This is a genomic window from Salinicola salarius (assembly GCF_003206135.1).
Classification (GTDB): domain Bacteria; phylum Pseudomonadota; class Gammaproteobacteria; order Pseudomonadales; family Halomonadaceae; genus Salinicola; species Salinicola salarius.
In genome coordinates this window covers 145436-170899 of the sequence record NZ_PZJT01000002.1, presented here as the reverse complement: position 1 = coordinate 170899, position 25464 = coordinate 145436, and the positions used below count along the sequence as shown (strand labels likewise).

14 protein-coding genes are annotated in these 25464 nt (G+C 63.7%); 6 read left to right on the top strand and 8 right to left on the bottom strand.

Annotation, left to right across the window (positions count from 1 at the left end; all coding sequences use genetic code 11):
* Positions 1 to 89 precede the first annotated feature (89 nt).
* From DOM32_RS01915 to cysD, 7 genes are all read right to left on the bottom strand, one after another.
* Positions 90 to 1205, bottom strand: coding sequence for a KpsE/RkpR family capsule polysaccharide export protein (locus tag DOM32_RS01915; protein ID WP_071231567.1), 1116 nt, complete (start codon positions 1203 to 1205; stop codon positions 90 to 92).
* On the bottom strand, positions 1202 to 2152 hold the full coding sequence (locus tag DOM32_RS01910; protein ID WP_110630690.1) for an ABC transporter ATP-binding protein: 951 nt from the start codon (positions 2150 to 2152) through the stop codon (positions 1202 to 1204). Before DOM32_RS01910 ends, DOM32_RS01915 begins: the two co-directional genes overlap by 4 nt.
* A 28-nt stretch (positions 2153 to 2180) precedes the next feature.
* Positions 2181 to 2918, bottom strand: a complete 738-nt coding sequence (locus tag DOM32_RS01905; protein ID WP_110630688.1) for an ABC transporter permease — start codon at positions 2916 to 2918, stop codon at positions 2181 to 2183.
* Between the two features lie 176 nt (positions 2919 to 3094).
* The gene (locus DOM32_RS01900) at positions 3095 to 4828 is read right to left on the bottom strand and encodes a polysaccharide biosynthesis/export family protein (RefSeq protein ID WP_244179765.1); all 1734 of its coding nucleotides are present in this window, start codon (positions 4826 to 4828) and stop codon (positions 3095 to 3097) included.
* A 182-nt stretch (positions 4829 to 5010) separates the two neighbouring features.
* A complete protein-coding gene (locus DOM32_RS01895; RefSeq protein WP_110630686.1) occupies positions 5011 to 5412 on the bottom strand; it encodes a DVU3141 family protein in 402 nt (133 codons plus the stop codon).
* A 169-nt stretch (positions 5413 to 5581) separates the two neighbouring features.
* Entirely contained in the window at positions 5582 to 7477 is a 1896-nt protein-coding gene (cysN, locus tag DOM32_RS01890; RefSeq protein WP_110630684.1) for a sulfate adenylyltransferase subunit CysN, read from the bottom strand.
* Positions 7474 to 8394, bottom strand: coding sequence for a sulfate adenylyltransferase subunit CysD (cysD, locus tag DOM32_RS01885; protein ID WP_110630682.1), 921 nt, complete (start codon positions 8392 to 8394; stop codon positions 7474 to 7476). Before cysD ends, cysN begins: the two co-directional genes overlap by 4 nt.
* 749 nt (positions 8395 to 9143) lie before the next feature.
* On the opposite strand from cysD, the gene DOM32_RS01880 reads away from it, so the two are divergent.
* Genes DOM32_RS01880 through DOM32_RS01850 form a run of 6 tightly spaced genes read left to right on the top strand, consistent with a single transcriptional unit; the run spans position 9144 to position 23950 of the window.
* Entirely contained in the window at positions 9144 to 11204 is a 2061-nt protein-coding gene (locus DOM32_RS01880) for a capsular polysaccharide biosynthesis protein (RefSeq protein WP_110630680.1), read from the top strand.
* A gap of 10 nt (positions 11205 to 11214) precedes the next feature.
* Positions 11215 to 12453, top strand: coding sequence for a capsule biosynthesis protein (locus DOM32_RS01875; protein ID WP_110630678.1), 1239 nt, complete (start codon positions 11215 to 11217; stop codon positions 12451 to 12453).
* Positions 12450 to 13274 carry an SDR family NAD(P)-dependent oxidoreductase gene (locus tag DOM32_RS01870; RefSeq protein ID WP_110630676.1) on the top strand — a complete coding sequence of 275 codons (825 nt, stop codon included), beginning with the start codon at positions 12450 to 12452 and terminating at the stop codon, positions 13272 to 13274. The genes DOM32_RS01875 and DOM32_RS01870 overlap by 4 nt, the downstream gene beginning before the upstream one ends.
* Positions 13274 to 14827: an LTA synthase family protein gene (locus DOM32_RS01865; protein WP_110630674.1), complete on the top strand. Its 1554-nt coding sequence runs from the start codon at positions 13274 to 13276 to the stop codon at positions 14825 to 14827. The genes DOM32_RS01870 and DOM32_RS01865 overlap by 1 nt, the downstream gene beginning before the upstream one ends.
* 37 nt (positions 14828 to 14864) lie before the next feature.
* A complete protein-coding gene (locus tag DOM32_RS18000) occupies positions 14865 to 22631 on the top strand; it encodes a type I polyketide synthase (protein ID WP_244179764.1) in 7767 nt (2588 codons plus the stop codon).
* Positions 22628 to 23950, top strand: a complete 1323-nt coding sequence (locus tag DOM32_RS01850; RefSeq protein ID WP_110630672.1) for an aminotransferase class I/II-fold pyridoxal phosphate-dependent enzyme — start codon at positions 22628 to 22630, stop codon at positions 23948 to 23950. The genes DOM32_RS18000 and DOM32_RS01850 overlap by 4 nt, the downstream gene beginning before the upstream one ends.
* Positions 23951 to 24079: 129 nt before the next feature.
* Here DOM32_RS01850 and DOM32_RS01845 read toward each other — a convergent pair whose 3' ends face one another.
* Positions 24080 to 25441 carry a glycosyltransferase family 2 protein gene (locus tag DOM32_RS01845; protein ID WP_110630670.1) on the bottom strand — a complete coding sequence of 454 codons (1362 nt, stop codon included), beginning with the start codon at positions 25439 to 25441 and terminating at the stop codon, positions 24080 to 24082.
* Positions 25442 to 25464: the final 23 nt, after the last annotated feature.

Here is a 25464-nt window from a genome sequence, read left to right as displayed (position 1 = left end):
CTTGCTGGTAACCGTCTTGCTGGTCGGTACTGCTGCGCCGCCAGGGAGGGCCGGGCCGCGGCATGCGCCGAACCCGCCCTGCCTGCCGTTTAGTCGCGGTGGTCCTTCACGATCAGGATCAGCATGTTGATGATCAGCGTGATGAACAGCGCGATCACCGCGAATACCACCGAGTTGTAGAGCCGCTCGGGCTGCTCGGGGTATTCCGGCATCGTCGGCGTCTGCAGCACGGAGACCTGCTTGAGCTTCCGTGCTGCTTCGATGCGGGTGTTCTCGAGCGCGCCCAGCGCCCCGGAGTAGCTGTCCTGAGCGAACTGCGCCCGCAGCATCAGGGTCTGGTACTCCGAGGAAATGCTGTTGAGCGCGTTGCCCGACTGGCGGGCCAGACGCTGCTGTTCCTGGGTGATCTGATTGGTAAGCGCCTTGATCTCGCTGTTGATGCGCACGACTTCCGGAGAACGGGCGCTCTGGTAGCTGGTCATCGCGCTCTTGCGCGCCTTGGCGATGGCGAGCTGCCCTTCCAGCCCCGAAACCACCGAGCTGAGGCTTTCCACCGTGCCCGTCGGCGAGACCAGTCCGTTGGCGTTCTGGTAGTCGAGCAATGCATCACGGGTCTGCTGGAATTTCTCTTCCAGCAGCGCGACCTGCTGTTCGAGGAAGCGCACCTGCTCCTCCGCCAGGCGCTGGCCCATCAGGTTCATGTGGCGCTCGCCCTCGTCCAGCAGCAGTTGCGCGATCTTGTTGGCTTCCTCCGGATCGAAGGCTTCGACATCGACCCGCAGCACGCCGGCGTAGTCGTCCAGCTCCACCGAGACCCGCGAGAGGAAGTAGTCGTGCAGCTCTTCCAGCGGCGCGTTTTCATCCCCTAGTGCGCTGAAGAAGTCCGCCCCGGAATTGGCGTAGTGATTGCGGAAATCCGCCTCCTCGACGAGCAGCTTCAGCATGTCGACGGACCGCATGTAATCGCGCAGCAGCAGCATGTCCGCGAGATTGCTGGTCGCCCCGCCGCTCAGCAGCGAACTCACGCTCAACGTCGGCGAGGCGAGCTGGGGGCTTTCGAGCACCACGTTGGCATGGGAGACATAGCGATCGCTGGCCCACAACGCCCAGTAGAGCGAGACGACGACGATCGCGATCAAGCACACGATCCAGTGGAACGACTTGCGCAACCGCGATGATTTATTGGTATGAGATGACTTGTTCATGGCCGACCTGTCTTTTTCGGGGGCTTATTCGGAGTCTTTTTCGTTCGATTACGAGGCTTCGCTTTCGCCTGTGACTGGAACTGCTGCACATGACGGCGCGCCTCGTGCATCCGCTCGCGGGCCTCCTCCATGCGCCAGCGCAGCGCATCGCCGGGATCATTGCGGGCGGGATCGTCACTGGCTATCTGGTACTCGAGACGGGCCTGCTCGAACTCGAGATTGGCTTGCATCAGCTGCTGCTTCGCTTCGGCGAGCGACGTGGGCACCTTGGGCGGTGCGATCTTCTTGCCGTCGGTCGCCTCGTGATAGGCGCTGATCGCCTCCTCGATATCGTCGAACCATTTCGCCTGCCCTTTCTCCAGCACGATGCCCGCCTCGCAGAACTCCCTCAGCACCCCTTCGCCGTGGGAGACCATGATCAGGCTGGCCCGGCCGACACGCTCCTTGAACGCATTCTTGGCCTTGGCCTTGAAGGCGCGGTCGCCCACGGCGGTCGCCTCGTCGGAGAGATAGACGTCGAAGTCGAAGGCCAGCGAGAGCCCGAACGCCAGGCGTGAGCGCATCCCGGAGGAGTAGGTCTTGACCGGCTCGTCGAAGGCATCGCCGATCTCGGCGAAGTCCTCGACTTCCCGCACGACCCGTTCGATCTCCTCCTCGGCACCGTGAATCCGAGCCACGAACTTGACGTTCTGGCGCCCAGTCATCGAGCCCTGGAAGCCGCCCGCCAGACCGATCGGCCAGGAAACCCGGCTGTTGCGAATGATCTCGCCGCGGTCCGGCGAGTCCATGCCGCCGATCAGTCGCAGCAGCGTCGACTTGCCCGCCCCGTTGCGACCCAGCAGTCCCACACTGACCCCGGAAGGGATGGTCAGAGAGATGTCCTTGAGCACCCACGGGCTGTCGTGATGGTTGTGGTAGCGCTTGTAAAGATTGCGGATTTCGATCATGGGGACAGTTCTCACGTTGTCTGAAAAATCAGTGCGCTTTCAGCTGATCGCGAAAGCGCATGTGAAGGACAAGCCCCAGCGAAATCAGCGCCAGCGCCCAGAACCACAGATACGTCATGTCGATACCGTCGATCGTGTGGTAGCCGGCAAAGAAGTTCAGACGCATGCTCTCCAGGCCGTGGACGATCGGATTCCACAACAGGTATTCCCGGTATTGATGCGGCACGTAGAGCACCGGAAAGATGACGCCGGAGAGCAGCAGCAAAGGCAGGTTGAGAATACGAGCGACCTTGCCGATTTCCGGCACCAGATCGCCCAGCACCGACAGCGTCAGCCCCATGCCCCAGCCCAGCGCCCACAACGACAGCCAATCCATCATGGCGCCGAACGGATAGTCCGGCATCAGCTCGAACTTGAGCAGGCTGCCGATCGTGATGAACAGGATGAAGATCAGCGACTTGAGCATGCCTTCGAGGAAGCAGCGGACCAGCACCGGATCGATCGGCTTGACCTGGCGATAGGCGAATAGCCCGCGATTGGCTTCCACCGCGCCGATCGAGCGCATCATGTTTTCGCGGAACAGCATGAAGCCCATCAGCCCGACCACCATCCAGGCCACGTAATCGGCACCGGCGATGTGGCGGCCGGACATGAACAGCCCCCGCACCGACACCATCACGCCGATGATCGCCAGCGGCTCGAAGATCATCCAGAACCAGCCCATGCGATCGGCCATGGTGCGCGAGATCGCTTCCCGCATGAACATGGCGAACCAGACGCTCCGGGCCACCCGCCACGGAGAGCGGGAAGGCGCGCCGGGCGGTCTTGCGAAATCGGATCCTGAAGAATCCGGTCGTAAAGAATCCGTAGCCATGATGGATTACCCCCGAGAGAGTGCGCGCGACGGACGCGTCAGGCGGAAAGATCGCGGATCGAGTGCGCTCATAGGTCGAGCGCCACACGAGTCGCCACGGCAACCTGGAACAGGATCTGGGTAATCGCGGAAGCCAGTTCGATATTGCTAGTCGGGGCCGCCGGGAGAACGATGATCTCGTCGCCGGCGCGCATCCGGGTCTGACCCGACTGGACGACAGCACCATTGCGGTGAACCACCAACACCTGATCTTCGTCGGCCCTGGGCGTGAATCCGCCGGCCTGCTGGATGTAATCCATGGCGCTCATGCCTGGCGTGTAGACCATCGCCTGAGGAATGATCACCTCGCCGCTCAACAGGACGGAGTCGGTGTTCTCGGGGATCGTGACGATATCGCCGTCCTGTAGTCGGATGTCCGCGACATTGCCTTCCCGGGCGACGACCAGCCGACCCGTCGGCTTGACCTGGGACGCCTTCCGCACGAACCGCTCGATCAGCTCCGCCTGACGCACCTGAATCTCGCCTTCCTTGGCCGTGCGGGCCGGGTAACCGAGATAGGTCGTCTCGAGCCGACGCAGGCTGTCCTTCAGTGACTGGGCCTGCTGCTCCGCCACGCTGATCCGGCGGATGGAAATATCCTGATAGCTGGTCATGCTCTGGGGCACGCTGATCGCGTTGAGAAACTCGCCCAGACGCGCATCCCGCGGCAGCGCATAACGTGAAGGCCCGTAATAGCTGCCCTCCACCTGGACCACGATGGTCTCGTCGCGCAGGTCGGCGCTGAACAGCACCTCGTCGCCGCGGCGCACCTCGGCGCTGCGGAACTCCGCCAGCGGCAGATAGCGGGAGATCGGGCCGGACGGACGGCTGCCGCGAAGCAGCACATGCGATACGCCGGATTTCAGTCGCGCCAGGTTGATCACGTCCTGTCCGGTCAGGGCATCGCCGATCAGCTCGTAACGGTAGTTCTTCTGCACGTCGCCAACGACGCTGATGGCCGGTCCGCGCTCCTCGACCACGATGGTGTCGCCGTCCCGAAACTGCGGCCGCGCGATATCGCCATCGATGAGGAAGTCATAGAGATCGACAATGTCGACGACCCGGTTGCCGCGCTTGATCAAGACCTGACGGTAGCTGCCCAGCGCCTGATCGATGCCGCCCGCCTGATCGAGGAAGTAGAGCACCGAATCGTTCGGGGTCCCCGAGTAGCGCCCCGGATTCATCACGTAGCCCGTGACGAAGACCCCCACCGGCTGCACGCCCTGCAGATTGGTGTAGACGCTGACGTTTTCCGGGTAGACCGACTGGATCGCCCCACGCACCCTGGCATTGAGCTGGGCATTGGAGATGCCCTGGACCTGCAACGGCCCGATGCTCGGCAGGAAGATGTTGCCTTGGGCGTCCACCGCCAGCACGCGATCGATCTCGACCCCGCCCCAGACCCGGATCGTGATCTGGTCGCCGGGCTTGATCAGATAGTCGGGGTTGAGCCCGTCGGCCATCATCCCGCGGAAGCCGCCGCTGAACAGGTTCTCGCCGAACGGCGGCAGGGTATTGGGATCGACCATCGCCTGTGCCCGGGGATCGACCGGCCCGTAAGTGCCGCTATCCCAGTCGGCTCGCGGCGGCGTCTCGGCCATGTCGCCCTCTTCCGACTGCGAGGTCATCGCCTGTGCTTCCTGGTCGCTGCCCAGCAGCGTGCTGCTGTTCAATCCGATGTCCTGCCCGTGAGCAAGGTTGGCGCTCAAGCACGCTACCGCCACCAGGCACATGGCCCGGAAAATCATTGCTACCCGCTTCATGATGGTTCCCTTCCTTCACGTTTTTTCAGGCCACGAATACCGGATCTCGAAACATTGAATAGCCGGTCAAATGCCGCTGAAGGCACTCGTCAATTCGGTGGCAACCAGGTCGCTCCGGCATCTGGAACGACGGATTTTGACGGCTTCGCCGATCACGCATCCGAACGCTTTTCGGATGCGATCTAGCGAATGATTTCCGTCACCAGACGTTGTGCGTACCAGCCTTTACCGGGCACCAGGCAGGTGATTTCCCCCGCCGGCAGGCTGGCCGGTGCCGCGTTGCGCGTGACATCCAGACGAACGCAGCGCCGGCCGCTGGCCGAGAAGTAGCGTTCGCGGGCATGAATCGCCACGTTGGCGCCCCAGGGCGACGTGGCGAGCGTGGTGACGCTGCCCGTGGCGGCGCTGTCGAGAAACGTCGCCAGCGCCGCGTTCACCGGCGTGGCATCGTCCATCGGCACCACGGCCGTATCGGGGCGTTGCTGATAGGAGGTCGCGCACCCCGAGACGGCGGCGAGCGTCAGCGCCACCGCCAGCCATCGAGATGCGCGATCGAACCTGACTTTCCTGACTGCTTTTTTCATCGTGCCCACCTTTCCCTCGATTTCCCGTGCGTTATCGCCGAGAACCTTGCCTGCTGTTGCGATGTAATGGATTGCTGCTTCTCTACCCACTTACTGCCACCTGCTGACTGCCCATTCTTGAAAAATCGACTGCTTGCACGCCCGCCTGTGCGAGCGGGATTCATGCCCTTCAAATGATCCGATGCCGACGCAGAGCCGCGATGAGTCGCCCGACGGTTTCCTCGAGGTCATAAGCGGAGGTATCGATTTCGACTTCGGGTGATTCCGGCGCCTCGTAAGGGGAACTGATGCCGGTGAACTGGCTGATCTCGCCGCGACGCGCCTTGCGATAAAGGCCCTTGGGATCGCGCTGTTCGCAGACCGCAAGCGGGGTATTGACGAAGACTTCGATGAACTCCCCGTCTTCCACCAGATTGCGGATCATGCGGCGGTCGTCGCGAAACGGTGAGATGAACGAGACCAGCGTGACCATGCCGGCATCGACCATCAGCCTGGCCACCTCGCCGATCCGGCGGATGTTCTCCTGGCGATCCTCGTCGCTGAAGCCGAGGTCGCGGCAAAGACCGTGGCGGACGTTGTCGCCGTCCAGCAGATAGGTGTTGTAGCCCATGCCGAAAAGCTGTCTTTCCAGCGCATCGGCCACCGTGGACTTGCCCGCCCCGGAAAGCCCGGTGAACCAGATGATGCTCGGCTTCTGGCGATTGCGTTCGGCACGCCGACGCTTGGTGACCGCCATGTCGTGCCAGACGATATGGCCGACGTTCAGCGCATCCACGACCATGCCGGCGCCGACCGTCAGGTTGCTCAGCTTGTCGATGAAGATGAAATTGCCGGTTTCCGGAGAACGCTGATAGCTATCCAGCACCAGCGGCTGGGTGACCTCGATCTGGCAGCGGGCGATGCCGTTGAGCCCCAGGGTATCGGTGGCGCTGCGCGCCATGGTATTGACGTCGACCTGATAGACGATGCGGACGACACGCCCCGGCACGATGCGGGTGCCGGCCTTGATCTCGTACTCCTGGCCCAGCATCAGCGGCGTCTCGTGCATCCACACCACGTCGGCGGTGAATGCCGTGCAAGGCTCGATGTCGCTGTTCGCCGCGACGAGGGTGTCGCCCCGGGAGATGTCGATCTCGTCGTGCAACGTCAGCGTCACCGATTGCCCCGGATAGGCCACGTTCAGGTCGCCGTCGTTGGTCACGATACGCGCCACGCTCGAACGCTGGCCGGAGGGCTCGACCCGAATTTCGGTCCCCACCTCGACGGCACCGGCCGCCAGCGTGCCGCAGTAACCCCGGAAGTGGAGATTGGGTCGATTGACGTACTGCACCGGGAAGCGCAGCTCGTGCAGGTTCTGCACCGCCAGGATCTCGATCTGCTCGAGCTGGGTCAAAAGCGGCGCCCCGTCGAACCAGCGCATATCGCTACTGGGATTGACGACGTTGTCGCCGTTCAGCGCCGATATGGGCAAGAAGCGCACGTCGGTCACGTTCAACCCGTCGGCGAAGTCGCGGTAGTCGGCGACGATCTCCTGGAACCGGGCCTCGGAATAGTCGACCAGGTCCATCTTGTTGACCGCGATCATGAAGTGACGAATGCCGAGCAGGTCGCAGATGAAACTGTGCCGCCGGGTCTGCAACTGCACGCCGTAGCGTGCATCGATCAGGATCACCGCCAGGCTGGCAGTGGAAGCGCCGGTGGCCATGTTGCGGGTGTACTGCTCGTGTCCCGGGGTATCGGCGATGATGAACTTGCGCTTGTCGGTGGAGAAAAACCGATAGGCGACATCGATGGTGATGCCCTGCTCGCGCTCCGCCTGCAGCCCATCGACCAGTAGCGCCAGATCGACCTGGCCGCCCACGCTGCCCCGTAGCCGAGAATCCCGCGTCACCGCAGCCAGCTGGTCTTCCCGGATCATCCTGGAGTCGTGGAGCAGCCGGCCGATCAGGGTCGATTTGCCGTCATCGACGCTGCCACAGGTGATGAAGCGCAACAGCCCCTTGCTCTCGTGCTCCTTGAGGTAGCGATCGATATCATTGGCGAACAGCGCGGGTTGAAGGGTCATCGGACGTACCCCTCGCGCGCTTTCTGCTCCACCGGACCAACGCCGCCATGATCCACGACGGGACCGAAGCGCTCGCCGGTACGGGCGAGCAGCATTTCCTGAATGATGGCCGGCAAGGTGGTCGCGCGTGACTCGATGGCACTGGTCAGCGGGTAGCAGCCCAACGTGCGGAAGCGTACCCAGCGCTCCTGCGGCACCTCGTCGGCAGCCAGCGGGAACCGGGCATCGTCGACCATGATCAGCCGGCCGTCCCGCACGACCGTAGGGCGTGGTGCCGCGTAATAGAGCGGCACGATAGCGATCGACTCGAGATGGATGTACTGCCAGATATCCAGTTCGGCCCAGTTGGAAAGCGGGAACACCCGGATCGATTCGCCCGGGTTGAGCTTGCCGTTGTAGAGACTCCACAGCTCGGGCCGCTGCTGTCTGGCGTCCCAACGGTGGTGCTTGTCGCGAAACGAGTAGACGCGCTCCTTGGCACGGGAAGCTCCCTCGTCTCTTCGCGCCCCCCCGAACGCCGCATCGAAGCCGTACTTGTCCAGCGCCTGCTTGAGCGCCTGAGTCTTCATGAGGTCGGTATATCTGGCGCTACCGTGATCGAACGGGTTGATCCCGGTGGCCCGGCCCTCTTCGTTGACGTGCTCGATCAGCTCCATGCCGACCTGAGCGGCCACGCGATCGCGGAACGCCCTCATCTCGCGGAATTCCCAGGTGGTAGCGACGTGCAACAGCGGAAACGGCGGCGTCCCCGGGTAGAAAGCCTTGCGCGCCAGGTGCAGCATCACCGACGAATTCTTGCCGATCGAATACAGCATTACCGGGTTGCGAAACTCCGCAGCCACTTCCCGAATGATCTGGATCGATTCTGCTTCGAGTTGCCGAAGGTGAGTGAGAGCCCTGATTGTGAATTCGCGCATAACGTTTCCATGCATCCGATCGAGAGTAACGAAACGAAAGTTTCCAATAGTCAAAACCGGCTCGAGAACACTCGGGACGCCGCTTCCACTTGTTATTTTCGAGACCTTTTTCGACCAACTACCTAGTCAGAGTCAAATATTAAAATCGTGACAGGTAAGCTCATGTAAAGCGTCAAAACCACCTAAAAAGGTCTTTGAAAAAGACTTGTACATCAATGTCTCATGCTAAAGAACGAGCGCCACGAAATCACAACAAGTCATTGTTTTATAAGAAAATATAAAATTCATTAACAATGACAAGGAAAGCCTGAATGGCGATTCTTCTCATTTTTAAAAATGACAGGGCGCAAAATGCCCAGACACCCTCTCACGATATTCCTCATCGATTTACGCTGGAGGAAAGGAATTAAATACCCCTTAAGGAAAAGACAAAGGTTGAGTTTATTAATACCTCCAACATCGACTTTTCCCGCAGAAAAGATTGCTTACATTTGCTTCATTCGTTAACTCATTAACGATTACGAATTTTCCTGGCGCGTATCAATTCGACACACTGGAGAGACGCGCCGGGCGCGAACTTTGCGTTACACTACCCCTCTGATTGCCTCACGCTCGGGGTAACGTACGGAACTTTCGTACCGATCCCGGCCACTCGAGCCGCCTCGATGCCACGATGGCGGCTCGAATCCGTGATGCAGACTTTAATTTGACGTTCTCTCTGACGACGGACCGCACCCGCTTTAGTGACCATGCCCAACGATTCGACAGCCCTGCGACCGTCCTCCTCACGCGTGGCCGGCTATCTCTCCAAAGGCTTGGCGCGCTGGAACATCATCCACTGCCTGCTACCGGAGTATTCGCGCCAGGTTCGCCTCAAGCCCGGTAGCCGCCAGCCCGTCGACGCGATTCTCGGCTGGGGCCTGAAGCCCACCTCGACACAGGCAAGAAAGCTCGCCGCACGGCGCGGCTTGCCGTATGTCGCCATCGAGGATGGCTTCCTGCGATCGCTGGGGCTGGGCGTCAACTACTCCCAGCCGCACAGCCTGGTCGTGGACTACAGCGGCATCTATTACGACGCGACCCGCCCATCCGACCTGGAACGGCTGCTCGCCGAGGCCAACTTCGAAGCAGACGAACTGGCACGTGCCAACCTGGCCATGCAGCGTCTGCGCCAGCTTCGGCTGTCGAAATACAATCACGCGCCGGATCGGCCGCTGCCTCCCGCCGATCGGCCGCGGGTACTGGTCATCGACCAGACCCGCAACGACGCCTCCATCACTCACGGCATGGCCGATGCCAGCTCGTTCCAGCGCATGCTGGAGTGCGCGATCACCGACCATCCGGATGCCGAGATCCTGGTCAAGACCCATCCCGACGTCATTGCCGGGCGCAAGCAGGGTTATCTGACCCAGGCATCAAAGCACCCCCGCTGTCGGCTGGTCGGTGACGACCTCAATCCATGGGCATTGATCGACGCCGTCGATGCGGTCTACGTGGTCACCAGCCAGCTGGGGTTCGAAGCGCTGATGGCGAAGAAGCCGGTGCACTGTTTCGGCATGCCGTTCTATGCCGGCTGGGGGCTGACCCGGGATGCGCTACGCTGTGAGCGCCGCCAGCGACATCGCACACTGCCGGAACTGTTCGCCGCGGCCTATCTACGCTACTGCCGCTACGCCAACCCCTATACCGGACAAGCCTCGACGCTGGAGGCCACCATCGATCTGATCGCCGATCAGAAGCGTCAACGGGACCGCCTCGCCGGGCACTGGCTGGCAGTCGGGTTTTCCAGTTGGAAGCGCGCCTTCATTACCGATTTTCTCGGCCCGGCGTCGAGCGTACGCTTCATTCAGAACGACCATCCCCAGCCCCATGAACTCGAGGGTCGTGACAGTCTGGTGGTGTGGGGGCAGAAGGCCACCGAGGAGCTCAAGGCACTATGTCGCCAGCGTGACCTCAAGCTTTGGCGGATGGAGGACGGCTTCGTGCGCTCGGTCGGGCTCGGGGTCGACCTGACCCGGCCGCTGTCATTGGCCTTCGACTCTCGCGGGCTCTATTACGATGCCAACAACGCCAGCGACCTCGAGCATCTGCTGGCGGAGACGGATTTCGAACCTGCGCTGCTGGCACGTGCCAACCGCCTGCGCCAACGCCTGATCGAGCTGAAGCTGTCGAAATACAACGTGCGTGGCAAGACGCGGCCCGTGCTTCCGCAGGACATGGTCGGCTCTCGCCCGATCGTGCTGGTACCCGGCCAGGTCGAGAGTGACGCCTCGATCGCCTACGGCTCACCCGAGATTCAGTCCAACCAGGCGTTGCTCGAGGCCGTCCGACAGAATCGGCCCGATGCATTCATCGTCTACAAGCCTCATCCGGATGTCGTTTCAGGTGCACGAGTCGGCCTACTCGCCAGCACAGCGCGCGACCTTTACGACCTGGAACTGGTCGACTGCGACATCGTCGACCTGATCGAGCTCGCCGACGAGATTCACACCATGTGCTCATTGACGGGATTCGAAGGATTGATGCGGGGTGTAAAAGTGCATACTTACGGCCTGCCGTTCTACGCCGGTTGGGGGCTGACTCAGGATCGGTTATCCTCCCCGCGCCGTCACCGACGACTGACGCTGGAGGAATTGATCGCCGGCGCACTGTTGATGTACCCGACCTACGTGGATCCCGTTACCGGCGAGTTCTGCAACGCTGATACCGCCGTCGAACTGATGCAGCAGCAGCGTGATCGGCGATCGGGGCTGCCCCTTCGCGTCCGCTTCTACCGGCTATACCGCAACCTGCTTTCCAGAAGGCAATGACTTGAGCAACATGCGTAAACACTTTCTGTTGCTACAAGGCGTCTGCTCACCGTTTTTCGACCGGCTGGGCGCGCGATTGCTGGCGGCGGGTCACTCGGTAACCAAGATCAATTTCACCGTGGGTGACAGTGTCTACTGGCGCCAGGGAAACACCTACGTCTATCGTGGCCAGGCCAAGGACATTCCCGAATTCCTTTGCGGAATCTGGGATCGCCACGGCATCACCGACCAGGTGGTCTTCGGCGATCGCCGCCCGGTGCATCGCCGAGCGATTCTGGCCGCGCGTCGCCGCGGCATCCGCAATCATGTCTTCGAGGAAGGCTATTTCCGGCCTTACTGGGTGACGCTGGAGCGCGAGGGCGTCAACGCCCATTCGCTGCTGCCACGCGACCCGGACTGGTATCGGGAAGCCGGCAAGCGCCTGCCCAGCGCCGGCCGACCGCTGGCCTTCCCCAACCAGTTCCACACCCGTGCGCGGCATGACGTGCTTTATCACCTGGCTGGCGCCGCGAACCCGTTCCTGCATCCGCACTACCGCAATCATGCCTTGGTCACGGCGCCGGTGGAGTACGCCGGCTTCCTGCTGCGCAAGCTCCGCGAGCCGCATTGGAAACGGCGTGACAACGAGCGCCTGCAGGCGCTGATGGAATCCCGGCGCCCGTTCTACCTGCTGCCGCTGCAGTTGAAGAGCGACGCCCAGATCCGCTACCACTCAGACTACAAGAACATGCAGGAGGTGATCGGCAAGGTGGCCGCCTCGTTCGCCTACCATGCGCCAAGCGATGCATTTCTGGTGATCAAGAACCACCCGCTCGACATGGGGCTGGCCCAGTACGCACGGCTGATCAAGGTCTTGACCCACGAGTACGACCTGGGCGACCGTCTGGTCTATCTTGAGGGCGGCAACCTCGAGGCCCTGCTCAAACGGGCCGACGGCCTGATCACCGTCAACAGCACCGCCGGCAACGTGTCGCTGGGATTCGGCTGCCCGACCCACACCCTGGCTTCACCGATCTACGACATGCCAGGGCTGACCCACCAAGGCACGCTGGATGATTTCTGGCACAATACCCCTGCGCCAGATGCAGAGCTGTTCCGGGCCTACCGGCGAACGGTCGCCCAGACGGTTCAAATCAACGGCGGGTTCTACTGCCGCCCCGGCATCGATCTGGCTGCGGAAAATGCTCTTCAAGCGCTACAAAGAGAGCGCTCTCCATTAAAAAAACTCATGGGTGAGATCGCGTCATGACCCGAATCGTCATCACCGGCGCCACCGGGGCCATCGGCCAGGCGCTGGCCGCCGTTTATGCCAGGCCCGGCAACCGGTTGATCCTGCATGGCCGGCAGCGCGACGTGCTCGAGACGCTGGCAGATAACTGCCGCGACGCCGGTGCCGAGGTCGAGCTGAGCCAGGTCGAACTGGGTCAGGCCGAACCGGGCCAGTTCGAACAGGGCCAATTCAAACAGAATAAGGACGAAGCGCTGTTCGCCTGGCTGGAATCGCTGTGTGCCCCCTCAGTGCCGGATATTGTCATCGTCAACGCCGGCATGAACATCAACATCGGCGAAGACGGCAGTGGCGAACATTGGGAAGACGCCAGCCGTCTGCTCGAGATCAACCTGCGCGTGCCGATGGCGATGGGCAACTTCCTCGGCAAACGCATGCGCGCCGCCGGGCGCGGGCAATTGGTGCTGATGAGCTCGCTGGCGGCCTATCACGGCCTGCCGGTCACGCCGAGCTACAGCGCCAGCAAGGCCGGTGTCAAAGCCTATGGCGAAGCGCTGCGCGGCTGGCTGGCGCCTTACGGCGTCGGCGTCAGCGTGGTCATGCCGGGCTACGTCAGCTCGAAGATGTGCCACGAGATGCCCGGCCCCAAACCGTTTCTGTGGCAACCCGAACGCGCCGCCAAGGTCATCGCCCGGGGCATCGAGCGCAACCGTGCCCGGATCAGCTTCCCGTTCCCGCTCAATTTCGGCTGCTGGTGGCTGGCCGTGCTGCCGGCGGCGATCTCCCAGCGCCTGCTCAACTGGCTCGGCTATGACCCCGACCATGGCGACGGAGCGCATTGATGATTCACGGCTTCTGGAACGGGTTCTGGGCCACGATCGCCACGCTGGTCGTCACCAGCCTGTTCGAACTACTGCTGAAACCTCGCCCCCAGCCGCTGTGGCAACGTGCACCGGCCGCGATCGCCGTACATCTGGCGACTGCGGTGCTGCACTTCGCCTTCTGGCTGCTGGTGGTGCAGCGCCCCTGGTTTGCGCTGGTGATCGCCGCCTCGCTGCAGATGGTGGTCATCCAGGTCAACAACACCAAGTCGACCTCCCTGCGGGAACCCTTCCTGTGTCAGGACTTCGAGTACTTCGTCGATGCGGTGCGCCATCCTCGGCTTTACATCCCGTTTTTCGGTATCGGCCTGACCATTGCCGCCAGCGCGGTCGGCGCCATCGCGATCGGCATCGGCTTCTGGCTCGAGCCCTCGCTTTACGGACATGCCGATGCGCCCTGGTCGCTGCTGGGGACGCTGGTGCTGGTCGCGGCGAGCGTTGCCGTACTGGCCCGGCAACTGCCCCGCCTGCCCGATTGCACGCTGGAGCCCAACGAAGACCTGGTCAGGCTCGGCCTCTACCCCTATCTCTGGGCCTACGGTCGGCTGACACGCCACCCCATCGATCGCCAGGACAACGATGCCGCCTTCGCAGCGCCGGCCGATCCTGACGCGATCGATACCGCCAGGCTGCCGAACGTGGTACTGGTCCAGAGCGAATCCTTCTTCGATCCGCGCGACTGGCACCCGGCCATTCGCCGCGAACTGCTCGGCGAGTACGACGCGCTGACGGCTGAAGCGTTGCAGAGCGGGCGTTTCGATGTACCCGCCTGGGGTGCCAATACCGTGCGCACGGAGTGCGCGGTGCTCACCGGATTCACGCCGTCCCGGCTCGGCGTGCATCGCTTCAACCCCTACCATCAGTTATCGAAGCTGCCGGCCAACAATCTGGCCGGTGCGCTCAAACGCCTGGGTTATCGCACCGTCTGCATTCATCCGTATCCGGCCAGTTTCTATCTGCGCGACAAGGTCTATCCCAACCTGGGTTTCGATACGTTCATCGATATCGCCGACTTCGACATCAGCGAGCGCGACGGCCAGTACACTGGCGATCTCGCCCTGGCGGACCGAGTTCAGAAGCAGTTGGAAGCGACCGACGACAAACCGCTGTTCGTTTTCGTGATCAGCATGGAAAATCACGGCCCGCTCCATCTGGAAACGGCAGACCCGACCGTCGCCGAACGGTGGCTCGAAGGCGGCGTTACCCGCGGTTGCGAAGCGCTAACGGTTTATCTAAGGCATCTGCGCAATACCGATAGTATGCTTGCACGACTCAGGGATTCTCTTCGGAGAAGTGAACGGCCCGGCATCCTGGGTTTCTACGGAGACCACGTGCCGATCATGCCAAAAGTCTACGCACTGCATGGCGAGCCGGATGGTTTAACGAACTATTTCATCTGGCAGACCGCACCCCATTCGAGCGATAACGTACGAATGACGCTCTCAGCCGATAAACTTGGCACAACGATCTACGACATAATTATCGACCATACCGGCGAGTTTGGTGCGAATTGAGAAAGGCGTAGCCAATGCTACGAAGCAAGGAGTCCCAATGACCAAACGCGTTGCCATCATCGGCGCAGCTCACCGGTTCCCGAGTGCCCCGACATCACAACGTTTCTGGCAAGCGCTCAAGGCGGGTGAAGACCTCGTCACCACGGTCGCCGACGACCGCTGGGGTATGGAGGCCTATCGCCATCCCGACAAGCAGCACCCTGGCACCAGCTACACTTTTGCCGCCGGCAGTCTCGGCGACATTGCCGGCTTCGACGCCAGCTTCTTCGGCATCTCGCCGCGTGAAGCCGCCCAGATGGACCCGCAGCAGCGCATCCTGCTGGAAATGGCCTGGGAAGCGATGGAAGACGCCGGCATCCCGCCGCAGACGCTGCGCGGCAGTCAATGTGGCGTGTTCCTGGGTATCGCCAGTCTCGACTATTCGTACCGCATGGCCGACGACATGTCGGTGATCGACACCTCGACCGCGACCGGCAACACATCGAGCATCGCCTCGAACCGCATCTCCTACGTGTTCGACCTGCATGGCCCGAGCATGTCGATGGATACCGCCTGCTCCTCGTCGCTGGTCGCCTTTCACCAGGCGTGCCAGTCGATCCGCAGCGGCGAAACGGAAATGGCGCTGGCCGGCGGCATCAGCCTGCATCTGCACCCGTTCGGCTTCATCATCTTCTCCAAGGCGAGCATGCTCTCGCCCACCGGACGCTGTCAGGTCTTCGACGAATCCGGGGATGGCTACGTGCGCTCCGAGGGCGGCGGCATCTTCCTGCTCAAGGACTACGACAAGGCCGTCGCCGACGGCGACCGGATCCTGGCCGTCGTCGCCGGCAGCGGTGTCAATACCGACGGGTTCAAGAAAGGCCTGACCGTCCCCAACACCGACGCCCAGGTCGCGCTGATGAGCCGGACCCTGGCGCGTGCCGGGCTGACGCCGGACGATATCGACTACCTGGAAGCCCACGGCACCGGCACTGCCGTCGGCGACCCGCTGGAAACCCGCGCCATTGGGGCGGCGATCGGCCAGAAGCGCAAGACGCCGCTGCCGATCGGCTCGGTCAAGAGCAACCTCGGCCACCTGGAGACCGCCTCCGGCGTCGCGGGGCTTGCCAAGGCGCTCTATGCCCTGCGTGAACGCGAAGTACCCGCCACTATCGGTATCCGCAAGGTCAACCCGCGGATCGACCTGGCAGGCTGGAATCTCGACATCGTAGACAAGCCGCGCAAGCTGAAAGCCGAAGGCCAGTTGACCATCGGCATCAACTCGTTCGGTTTCGGCGGCGCCAATGCCCACGTCATTCTGCAGTCGCCGAGCGAGACGCTGCAGCCCGAGGCAGCCGGCCAACCCAAGGCACCCGTCCGCAAACTGCCGCTATGCCTGAGCGCCCGCAGCCCGGAAGCGCTGCGCGAGTTCGCCGCTCGCCTGAGCGACAACCTGACCGCGGGCAACGTGTCGTTCTACGACACCGCCTACAGCCTGGCCTTCCGCCGCGAACGCCATCCGCACGCGGCGGTACTGCTCAGCGACAACGCCGCCGATGCGATCACCCGGCTGGATGCCCTGGCCGCCGCCGAGAGTGTTCCCGGCGCCGCCGTTGGCGAACGGGTCGACAACGGTTTCGGCCCGGTATTCGTCTACGACGGCAACGGCTGCCAGTGGACGGCGATGGGCCGTACGCTGCTGAACGAATCCCCGGTCTTCGCTGCCGCCGTCGACGAGGTCGACGCGCTGTTCGCCAGCCACGCCGGCTTCTCGCTGCGTGCCGAGCTGGAGGGGATCAATCAACAGAACGCCGCCGAAGGCGAAGATCGCCTGGCGCGGACGGAAATCGCCCAGCCGGCGCTGTTCGCGCTTCAGGTCGGCGTGACCCGACTGCTCGAATCCGAAGGCGTGCGCCCCGCAGCCGTCACCGGCCACAGCGTCGGTGAAGTTGCCGCGGCCTGGGCCTGCGGCGCACTAAGTCTGGCCGATGCGGTCAGCGTCATCTATCACCGCAGCGCCTGCCAGGGCCGCACTCGGGGCAGCGGCGAGATGACCGCCGTCGGCCTCGGTGCAGATGCCATGCAGCGCTGGCTGGATGATCCCGCCGATTCCAAGGACGGTTCCAAGGGCTATGCGGACATCGTGATCGCCGGGGACAACAGCCCCAAGGGCGTGACGCTGGCCGGCCCCACGCAAGCGCTCGAGCGCCTGGAAGCGGCGCTCTCCGCCGAGCGGGTCTTCGCCAAACGCCTGGCGCTGGACTACGCCTTCCATAGCCCGGCCATGGATCCGATCCGCCAGGACGTGATCGACGCCCTGAGACACATCACGCCTCGCGCCGGTCGCGTGCCGTTCATCTCCACCGTCGCCGGCAAGGTGCTGGAAGGCAGCGAACTGGGTGCCGAATACTGGTGGCTCAACATCCGGGAGCCGGTGCAGTTCGGGCCGGCGGTCGATTCGCTGATCGAATCCGGTGCCCGTGCGTTCATCGAGATCGGCGCCCAGCCCATCCTGCGCCGCTACCTGACCGACGCCTTCACAGCCCGATCGGTCACCGGCAGCGCCATCGGCACGCTGAGCCGCGATCATGACGGCGCCAGTGCCATGGAAGCCAGCCTCGCCGCCCTGCTGGTCAGCGGTGCCGTTTCTCCCGAGGCGTGGTTCCCGGTTGCCGGTCGCTTCGTCGACTTGCCGCACTACCCCTGGCAGCGCGAGCGCTACTGGATCAAGACGACCGGCGACTCCCAGGGCCTGATGGGACGCCACTACGAACACCCGCTGCTGGGCTACCGCCTGGCGCGTCAGGGCATGGCGTGGGAAAGCCAGCTCGATACCCGCCGCCTCCCCTGGCTGGCCGACCACCGCGTCGGTGATGCCACGGTATTCCCCGGCGCCGGTTTCGCGGAACTGGCGCTCGCCGCCGCCGCGGCTGCCAAGGCATCGCCGGTGCTGGATATCGAAGCGCTGGAAATTCTCAGCCCGCTGCTGCTCGACGCCGCCCACGGCAAGAAGCTGCAACTGGAGATCCAGGATGCCGACGGCACCCTGACCATGAAGACCCGCGAGCCGGCCAGCGAGGATGCCTGGACGCTCAATGCCCGCGCCCGCATCGCGGCGCAGACGCGTGGCCTGCTGCTGACGCGTCGTGGCACGCCGCTGCCGGACCGGCCGGCGGATGTCACCCGCGAACAGCATCTGGCGATGGCCGCGCACGTGGGGCTGGAGTATGGCCCCGGCTTCCAGGCGATCAGCGAAATCTGGATCGAGGGCGACCGTGCCGTGGGTCGCGTCGAGCTGCCCGCTGCCATTGCCGAGGATCAGCGCGACTGCCTGCTGGCACCGGGGATTCTCGACAGCGCCTTCCAGCTGTTCATCCCGCTGCTGGCAGACGAACTCGCCAAGGCCGGTGGCTTGGCCTTCGTCCCGGTGCGCCTGGAGCGACTCCAGCTTCAGGTCGATGCCGCGCCGCCGGCGTCGATGGAAGTGCGCCTGACCAATCGCGCACCGCACTCGCTGTGCGCCGACGTCGCGCTGTTCGATGCCGCCGGCAACACCGTGGCGGTGGTCGAGGGCGCGCGTTTCAAGGCCGCCCGCCTGCGCCACGCCGTACAGCACCGGCTCAGCTATCTCGACCATCGCCTGGTGCCGGCGCCGCGTGAAGCCGCCGCGCTGCCGCTCGACGACGCCACCGCCGAACTGGCGCTGGGTCAGCTGATCGAGAACTATCGTAGCGTGACCGATGGCCGCTACGGCGACGAAGTCGAACCGCTGCTCGAGACACTGGTTTCCGCGTTTCTCGACGAGGCGCTGCGCAGCTATGCCGACAGCGACGGCCAGCTCTTCGCCGATCAACTGCTTACCGACCCACTGCTCGCCGGGCCTCTCGAGGCCGGCACGACCGAGCCCCGCCAGCGCCGCCAGGCGGTGATCGAACTCGCTCTTGCCATCGGCATCGCGGCGGAAACGCCGACTGGCTGGCAGTTGCAGGAAGCGCCGGAGATCGACGCAGCAACGATATGGAACCTGCTGATTCGGGACTACCCGGACTACGCCGCGCTGACCCACAGCATCGGCCGCTTCGGCCTGCACCTGACGGACTGGCTCGAAGGGCGTCTCGACGATCATCCTGATAGCCGGGCCACGCTGGGCCTGGATGCTCCGCGCCTGACACGGCTGGTACAGGCTGCCGTCAGCGAACGCGGCTGGTACGCGCTGGCAGATACCTGGCTTTCGCAATACGCCATGTCGCTGGAGCTGCTGCCGCCCCACCAGCGGCTGGTGATGCTCGAAGCCTCGGCGCTGCGTCCGCAGCTCGGCGAACGGCTGATGAGCGGCCTGACCGGCGATCGCGCCCAGTATCGCTTCGCCGCCCTGAGAGACAGCGCGTCTAGCGAAGCACAATCCCTGGCGGAACACGACGCCAGGGTGGATCTGCTGACGCTCGATGCCGCCGCGCCCGCGATCGGCGCCAATGTCGCGCTGGTGACGCTGGATGGCACGCAGAACGAAATCGACAAGCTGCTGCGCTGGCTACCGGCGCAGTTGGCGGACGACGCCCAGATCGCGTTCCTGGTACTGGGCGACACCGACTGGCAGTCGTTCCTGTCGATGGCGATGGAACCGGACACCCGTCCTGCCGACCTCCAGACCACGCTGCAGCAACTGGAAGCGCTGGGGTATCGTCAGATCGAACGCCACGCGCTGGAAAGCGAGCAAGGCGGCCTGCAGCTGTTGACCGTCCAGGCCCCGATGGCGGCACGCTCGACGGAAACCGAATCCGAGCGCCTTCGTGGCGATGCGGCCCATCCCGCCGAGCAGTGGCTTATCATCAGCGACGACCACTCTCAATGGCTGGCCGCGAAACTCGTCACGCGCTTCGAGACGCTGGGCCAGACCGCGCATCATCTGGTCGGCAGCGAACTGGCGCCTCAGGACCTGCTCCCGCTGGCGCTCGAGTCCTTCAACCCGAGCCAGATCGTCGATCTGCGCGGCCTGGCAAGCGCCGCCGAAGACCGCTGCGTGCTGGCCGCCCAGTGGTTGCAGACACTGGAGGCTCACGAGAGCCCTTCTGCGCTCTGGTGGCTGACGCTGGGCGTGGGTGCGCACTATTCCAAGCTGCCCGAAGACGCAGCAAAAGCGCCGTTCGGTTCGATGCGGTTCGACGATGCTGTAAGCCAACTATCCGAACTTTCTACGCGGTCCGGCGCCACCGCGCTTTCTATACCGCCCGAAGCCGCAGCAAGCGCGCCGCACGGTTCTACGTCGTCTGAGCTTTCCGGGCTAGCTGAAGATGCAGCCTTGTGGGGCTTCGGCCGCTCGCTGCAGAACGAGGCCGGGAGCCGCCAGGTGCGGCTGCTGGATCTGCCGCTGTCGAGCCGGGACACGCTGTCCAACGAGCTGCTGGATGCGTTGCTGTTCGAACTCAGCGTGCCGGACGCGGAGACCGAGATCGTGCTCGACGCCGATGGCCAGCGCTGGGTGCCGAGGCTGGGTCTGGCACCGGCGCCCGGCACGCAAGTCGACGGCGAGGAAGCCTCCGCCAGCGATCGCGCCGTCAGCCTGGGCTTCGAGCTGCCGGGTCAGCTGCGCCATCTGCGCTGGCAGCCGCATGATCTGCCCGCACCGCAAGCCGGCCAGGTCGAGATCGCGGTCAAGGCCACCGGACTCAACTTCCGCGACGTGATGTACGCGCTCGGCCTGCTCTCCGACGAAGCGATCGAAAACGGCTTCGCCGGCCCCACGCTGGGCCTGGAGTTCGCCGGTGAAGTGATCAGCGTCGGCGATCCCGATGGCTCGCTGCGCCCGGGTGATGCAGTGGTCGGCTTCGGCCCCGCCAGTTTCAGCGACCGGCTGATCGCCGACGTCAACGCAGTGGCCAGGATTCCTGCCGAGATCGGCTATGCCGCCGCGGCGACGATCCCGACGACCTTCTTCACCGTCTACTACTCGCTCAAGCATCTGGCTCGTGTGCAGCCCGGCGAACGGCTGCTGATCCACGGCGCGGCCGGCGGCGTCGGCCTCGCCGCGATCCAGGTCGGCCGCTGGCTGGGGGCCGAGATCTACGCCACTGTCGGCTCGCCGGAGAAGCAGGACTTCCTGCGGCTGATGGGAGTCGATCGTATCTACGACTCGCGCAGCCTGACCTTCGCCGAAGAGATTCTTCACGACAACTTCCTGGAGCGTCAGACCCGGGAAGGCGACGGCAACGGCCAGCGTGTCGGCGCCGATGGCGTCGACGTGGTGCTGAACTCCCTGGCCGGCGAAGCGATCAACCAGAACCTGCGCGTGCTCAAGCCGTTCGGCCGCTTCATCGAACTCGGCAAGCGCGACTTCTACGAGAACACCAAGGTCGGACTGCGCCCGTTCCGCAACAACCTGAGTTACTTCGGCGTCGACTCCGACCAGCTGATGAGCGAGCTGCCGGAACTCACCGGCGAGCTGTTCACCGAGATGATGGCGCTGTTCGCCGACGGCACGCTGTCGCCGCTGCCGTACATCGCCTTCGGCAGCGACCGCGTGGTCGAGGCGTTCCGCTACATGCAGCAGGCTCGCCAGATCGGCAAGGTCGTCGTCACCTACGAACGCCCGCCGCAGATGGCGCCGGCCCCCGCGAAGGACATTCCGCTGACGCTGAATGCCGCCAGCACCTATGTCGTGACAGGCGGCCTCGGCGGCTTCGGCCTGGCCACCGCCGAATGGCTGGCCGCCAAGGGCGCGCGCCAGCTGTTGCTGCTGAGTCGTCGCGGCCCCGTCACCGAGGAAGCCGAAGCCGGCATCGCACGGCTGGAAGCACTCGGCGTCACGGTGGCGGCCCGCGCCTGTGACGTGACCGATGCCGAGGCGCTCGAACGCGTGCTGGACGAAGCGCGTCAATCGCTGGGGCCGATTCACGGCATCGTCCACGCAGCGACCGTCATCGACGACGGCCTGATCCGCAATCTCGACGAATCGCGCATCCGTCACGCCATGGCGCCGAAGCTCGAAGGCGCGCGCCATCTGGATTCGCTAACCGTCGACGACGCGCTCGAATTTTTCGTGGTCTACTCCTCGGCGACCACGCTGTTCGGCAACCCCGGCCAGGCGAGCTACGTGGCTGCCAACCACTGGCTGGAAGCCTTCACCGCCCACCGGCGTGCCAACGGGCGCCCGGCCACGGTGGTGCGCTGGGGCGCGATCGAGGACGTGGGCTTCCTGGCCCGCAACACCCAGACCCGCGACAGCCTGCAGGAACGTCTCGGCGGCCAGGCGCTGACCTCCGCCGATGCCTTGGCGGTGCTCGAGCGCATGCTGGTGGCCGATGTCGCCTCGCTCGGCGTGCTCGAACTCGACTGGCGCGCCCTGGCGCGCTTCCTGCCCACGGCGGAAGCGCCGCGCTACCGGGAAATCGCTCGCACCGCCGAGGACGACGGCAGCCAGGAAGGCGACGATGACCTGCAGAAGCTGCTGGCCAGTCTGGCGCCGGAAGCGCTCTACACCACTCTGATCGACGTCCTCAGCAAGGAGCTCGCCAAGATCCTGCTGATCGACGAGGAGAAGATCGATATTCACAAATCCGTCTACGACATGGGCTTCGACTCGCTGATGGGTGTCGAGCTGGTGACCGCACTGGAAGCCCGCCTGGGCGTCCAGGTCCCGGTCATGGTGCTCAGCGAGGCCGGCACGCTGGCCAAGCTGTGCGACTACCTGATGCTCAAGCTGCGTGGCGACGAAGCCCCGTCAGACAGCGATGAAGACGCCCTCAGCGGTCTGGCCGCCCAGCACGGCGTCGAGGTGTTGCAGAATGGCGGTGGATCACAGGGCGACGCCGGGGAGGCCAAATCATGAGCCAGTCCCGCGACGTGCTGAAGCAGCGCCTGCTGCAGGAAGCCCGCCAGCGCCGCCAGCAACGGCCGGAGGGTGATACCGCCCCCAGGCCGGCCGCGACCAGCGTCGACGAGCGCTTCATCCGCTTCGACCGTCATCCGGGCTATCAACAGCTCAAGATGATGCGCGAAGGCGGCAAGCGCCTGGGTATTCCCGACCCGTTCTTCAAGGTCCACGAGAGCACTGCCGGGGCGACAACGGTGATCGGCGGGCGCGAGTGCATCAATTTCGCCAGCTACAACTATCTGGGCCTGGCGCATCACCCCAAGGTGATCCAGGCCGGTATCGATGCGCTGAATCGCTACGGCAGCTCGGTCTCGGCCAGCCGCCCGGTCTCCGGCGAACGGCCGATCCACCACGAACTGGAACGGGCGATCGCCGAGACGTATGAAGTCGAAGACGCCGTGGCGTTCGTCAGCGGCCACGCCACCAACGTTTCGACGCTGGGCTACCTGCTCGGCCCCAAGGACCTGATCCTTCACGACGAGTACATCCACAACAGCACCGTGGTCGGCGCGCAGCTCTCCGGCGCGCGCCGCATGAGCTTCGCGCACAACGATCCGGCTGCGCTCGAGACGCTGCTGACGCGCCATCGCCGCCAGTTCGAGCGCGTGGTGGTCGTGATCGAAGGGCTCTACAGCATGGATGGAGACGCTCCGGATCTGAAGCGCTTCGTCGAGATCAAGCAGCGCCACCAGGCGTGGCTGATGGTGGACGAAGCCCACTCCTTCGCCGTGATGGGCGACCGGGGGCTGGGGCTGCGGGAATACTGCGGCGTGCCGGCTGGCGATGTCGATATCTGGATGGGCACGCTCTCCAAGACGCTCTCCGGCTGCGGCGGCTATATCGCCGGCTGTCGTGAACTGGTGGAAATGCTGCGCTACTTCGCGCCGGGGTTCCTCTACAGCGTGGGCATGCCCGCCCAGGTGGCCGGGCCGTCGCTGGCTGCCTTGCAGGTGATGAAGGAAGAGCCCGAGCGCCTGAAGCGCCTGCACGATATCTCGCGCTACTTCCTGCAGCAGGCACGGCTCAAGGGGTTCGATATCGGCGAGAGCATCGGGGTCGCCGTCGTGCCGGTGATCGTCGGCAGCTCCGTGCTGGCCGCCGGGCTATCGGACGCCCTGCTCAAGGACGATATCAACGTGCAGCCGATCCTTCACCCTGCCGTGCCCGAGAAAAGTGCGCGCCTGCGCTTCTTCCTCAACTGCGACCACACCCGCGAGCAGATCGATCGGACTCTCGACATGCTCGAGATAGAGTGGAAAGCGCGTACCGCCTAGGACCGCAACGAGCTGCGTACCGATCACCATCTCTAAGCGACGATGAAACGACGAAGGCCTGCCGTGCTGGCAGGCCTTCGAGATGCTTTCGTACGAACGATAATCGACAGGATTCGAGACCGCGTACTTTCAGCGGCGATCGTACTCACTAGCCGAACCGGTGGCCCTTTGAGAGGCATCTCCGGGGGAAAACCCGAGCCAACCGAGCATCACCATGAACCACGAATGGGGCCTTGCCGGCTGAGTCGACGGAAGATTCGTTTCCGGCTCCCCGACACGTTGGTCGACCGGGGCCTGGATTGGCTCGGCGGCGACTGGCGACTTGACCGAAGGAACCGGCGGCTTCTCGGCTCCCCCTACGTCATGATTCGTTCCGCTCGAGGGTGCCGTTGCCTGGGCAGGAACCGGCGTATCGAGCATTGGCTCGACTGGCGACTTGACCGAGGGAGCCGGCGCCGTCTCGGCTTCGACAACGGCATGGCGCGTTCCTCTCAAGAACGCTATCGCCTGGGTGCGCTCCGGTGTCTCGAGCCTCTCTTTTACCATTCGCACTGCGCGGCGAGCTCTTGCGAGAATATCGGCCTTATCCTGGGTGATGAGGCTTTCGATATCGAGCGCTGCCAAGAAGCGCTCTCGCTGAAGCGCGTAATCGCGATACTCCTCTTCCGGCCAGAAGAAGCGATAGCGTATCGATACATTCCGGTGGGACCGGTAGCCAGGGCGATTCATTTTCAACCGGCGGCGCTGGGAAGGCCGACCGCGAAGTGACAACGCCATGTACTCCTGTTCCGAGCGGTACATCCGATGAATGATGTAAGCGCTTTTCGGCTTCATGGCGCTGCGAGATGCCAATTCCGACTGCTGCTCATCGAACGTCATCGGCGCGCCATCGGCATCCAGCGGCGTCACCTCCGCCCCGAAGATGGGGTGATGGACTCGCACGTGTCTGATATCGATGCCATCGAGCGGAAACAGGGTCTTCAAATGGGAAGAGAGTTCATAACCGGCGCCACGCTGCAATGGCGTGAACGGGGCATGCTGGCCCAGCTCGCAATGCCATAAATGACAGATAGGCTGAGGCCGGCCATCAACGCAGGTTCGGGCCACGAAACGGTCAACGGAGGTGGCAAAGTCATTGGGCGTCCAGAATTCATCGATATCCAGAAACAAGAGCCAATTCACGCCCTGCTGGCGAGACTGCTCGAGCTCCTTGGCATAGGCGACCGTCTGCAGCTTGGCGCTGACGCCCGGATCGCAAAGGTCGATCCAGTCGATAAACTCGAAGGTGACCTGAGGGTAAGATTGGCCTATTCGTTCCAGCACGGCGGCCGAGGCGTCCGAAGTGCGGTTGATATAGACGTGAATGAGATCGAACCCAAAGTGCAGATGGTGAAAGACCCACTCGGCCAGATACGGCCCTTCGTCCTTGGCCACGGCACAGACTTTGAATAACGGCTTCATACCTGAACTCCTTGGAACGCCATGGGGCATGGTTGTTATTGGGAACAGTGAAT

Bases quoted from the DNA above. Each gene is read 5' to 3' on its own strand.
- DOM32_RS01915 (WP_071231567.1), bottom strand. From the start codon at position 1,205: ATGAACAAGTCATCTCATACCAATAAATCATCGCGGTTGCGCAAGTCG.
- DOM32_RS01910 (WP_110630690.1), bottom strand. From the start codon at position 2,152: ATGATCGAAATCCGCAATCTTTACAAGCGCTACCACAACCATCACGAC.
- DOM32_RS01905 (WP_110630688.1), bottom strand. From the start codon at position 2,918: ATGTTCATGCGGGAAGCGATCTCGCGCACCATGGCCGATCGCATGGGC.
- DOM32_RS01900 (WP_244179765.1), bottom strand. From the start codon at position 4,828: ATGAAGCGGGTAGCAATGATTTTCCGGGCCATGTGCCTGGTGGCGGTA.
- DOM32_RS01895 (WP_110630686.1), bottom strand. From the start codon at position 5,412: ATGAAAAAAGCAGTCAGGAAAGTCAGGTTCGATCGCGCATCTCGATGG.
- cysN (WP_110630684.1), bottom strand. From the start codon at position 7,477: ATGACCCTTCAACCCGCGCTGTTCGCCAATGATATCGATCGCTACCTC.
- cysD (WP_110630682.1), bottom strand. From the start codon at position 8,394: ATGCGCGAATTCACAATCAGGGCTCTCACTCACCTTCGGCAACTCGAA.
- DOM32_RS01880 (WP_110630680.1), top strand. From the start codon at position 9,144: ATGCCCAACGATTCGACAGCCCTGCGACCGTCCTCCTCACGCGTGGCC.
- DOM32_RS01875 (WP_110630678.1), top strand. From the start codon at position 11,215: ATGCGTAAACACTTTCTGTTGCTACAAGGCGTCTGCTCACCGTTTTTC.
- DOM32_RS01870 (WP_110630676.1), top strand. From the start codon at position 12,450: ATGACCCGAATCGTCATCACCGGCGCCACCGGGGCCATCGGCCAGGCG.
- DOM32_RS01865 (WP_110630674.1), top strand. From the start codon at position 13,274: ATGATTCACGGCTTCTGGAACGGGTTCTGGGCCACGATCGCCACGCTG.
- DOM32_RS18000 (WP_244179764.1), top strand. From the start codon at position 14,865: ATGACCAAACGCGTTGCCATCATCGGCGCAGCTCACCGGTTCCCGAGT.
- DOM32_RS01850 (WP_110630672.1), top strand. From the start codon at position 22,628: ATGAGCCAGTCCCGCGACGTGCTGAAGCAGCGCCTGCTGCAGGAAGCC.
- DOM32_RS01845 (WP_110630670.1), bottom strand. From the start codon at position 25,441: ATGCCCCATGGCGTTCCAAGGAGTTCAGGTATGAAGCCGTTATTCAAA.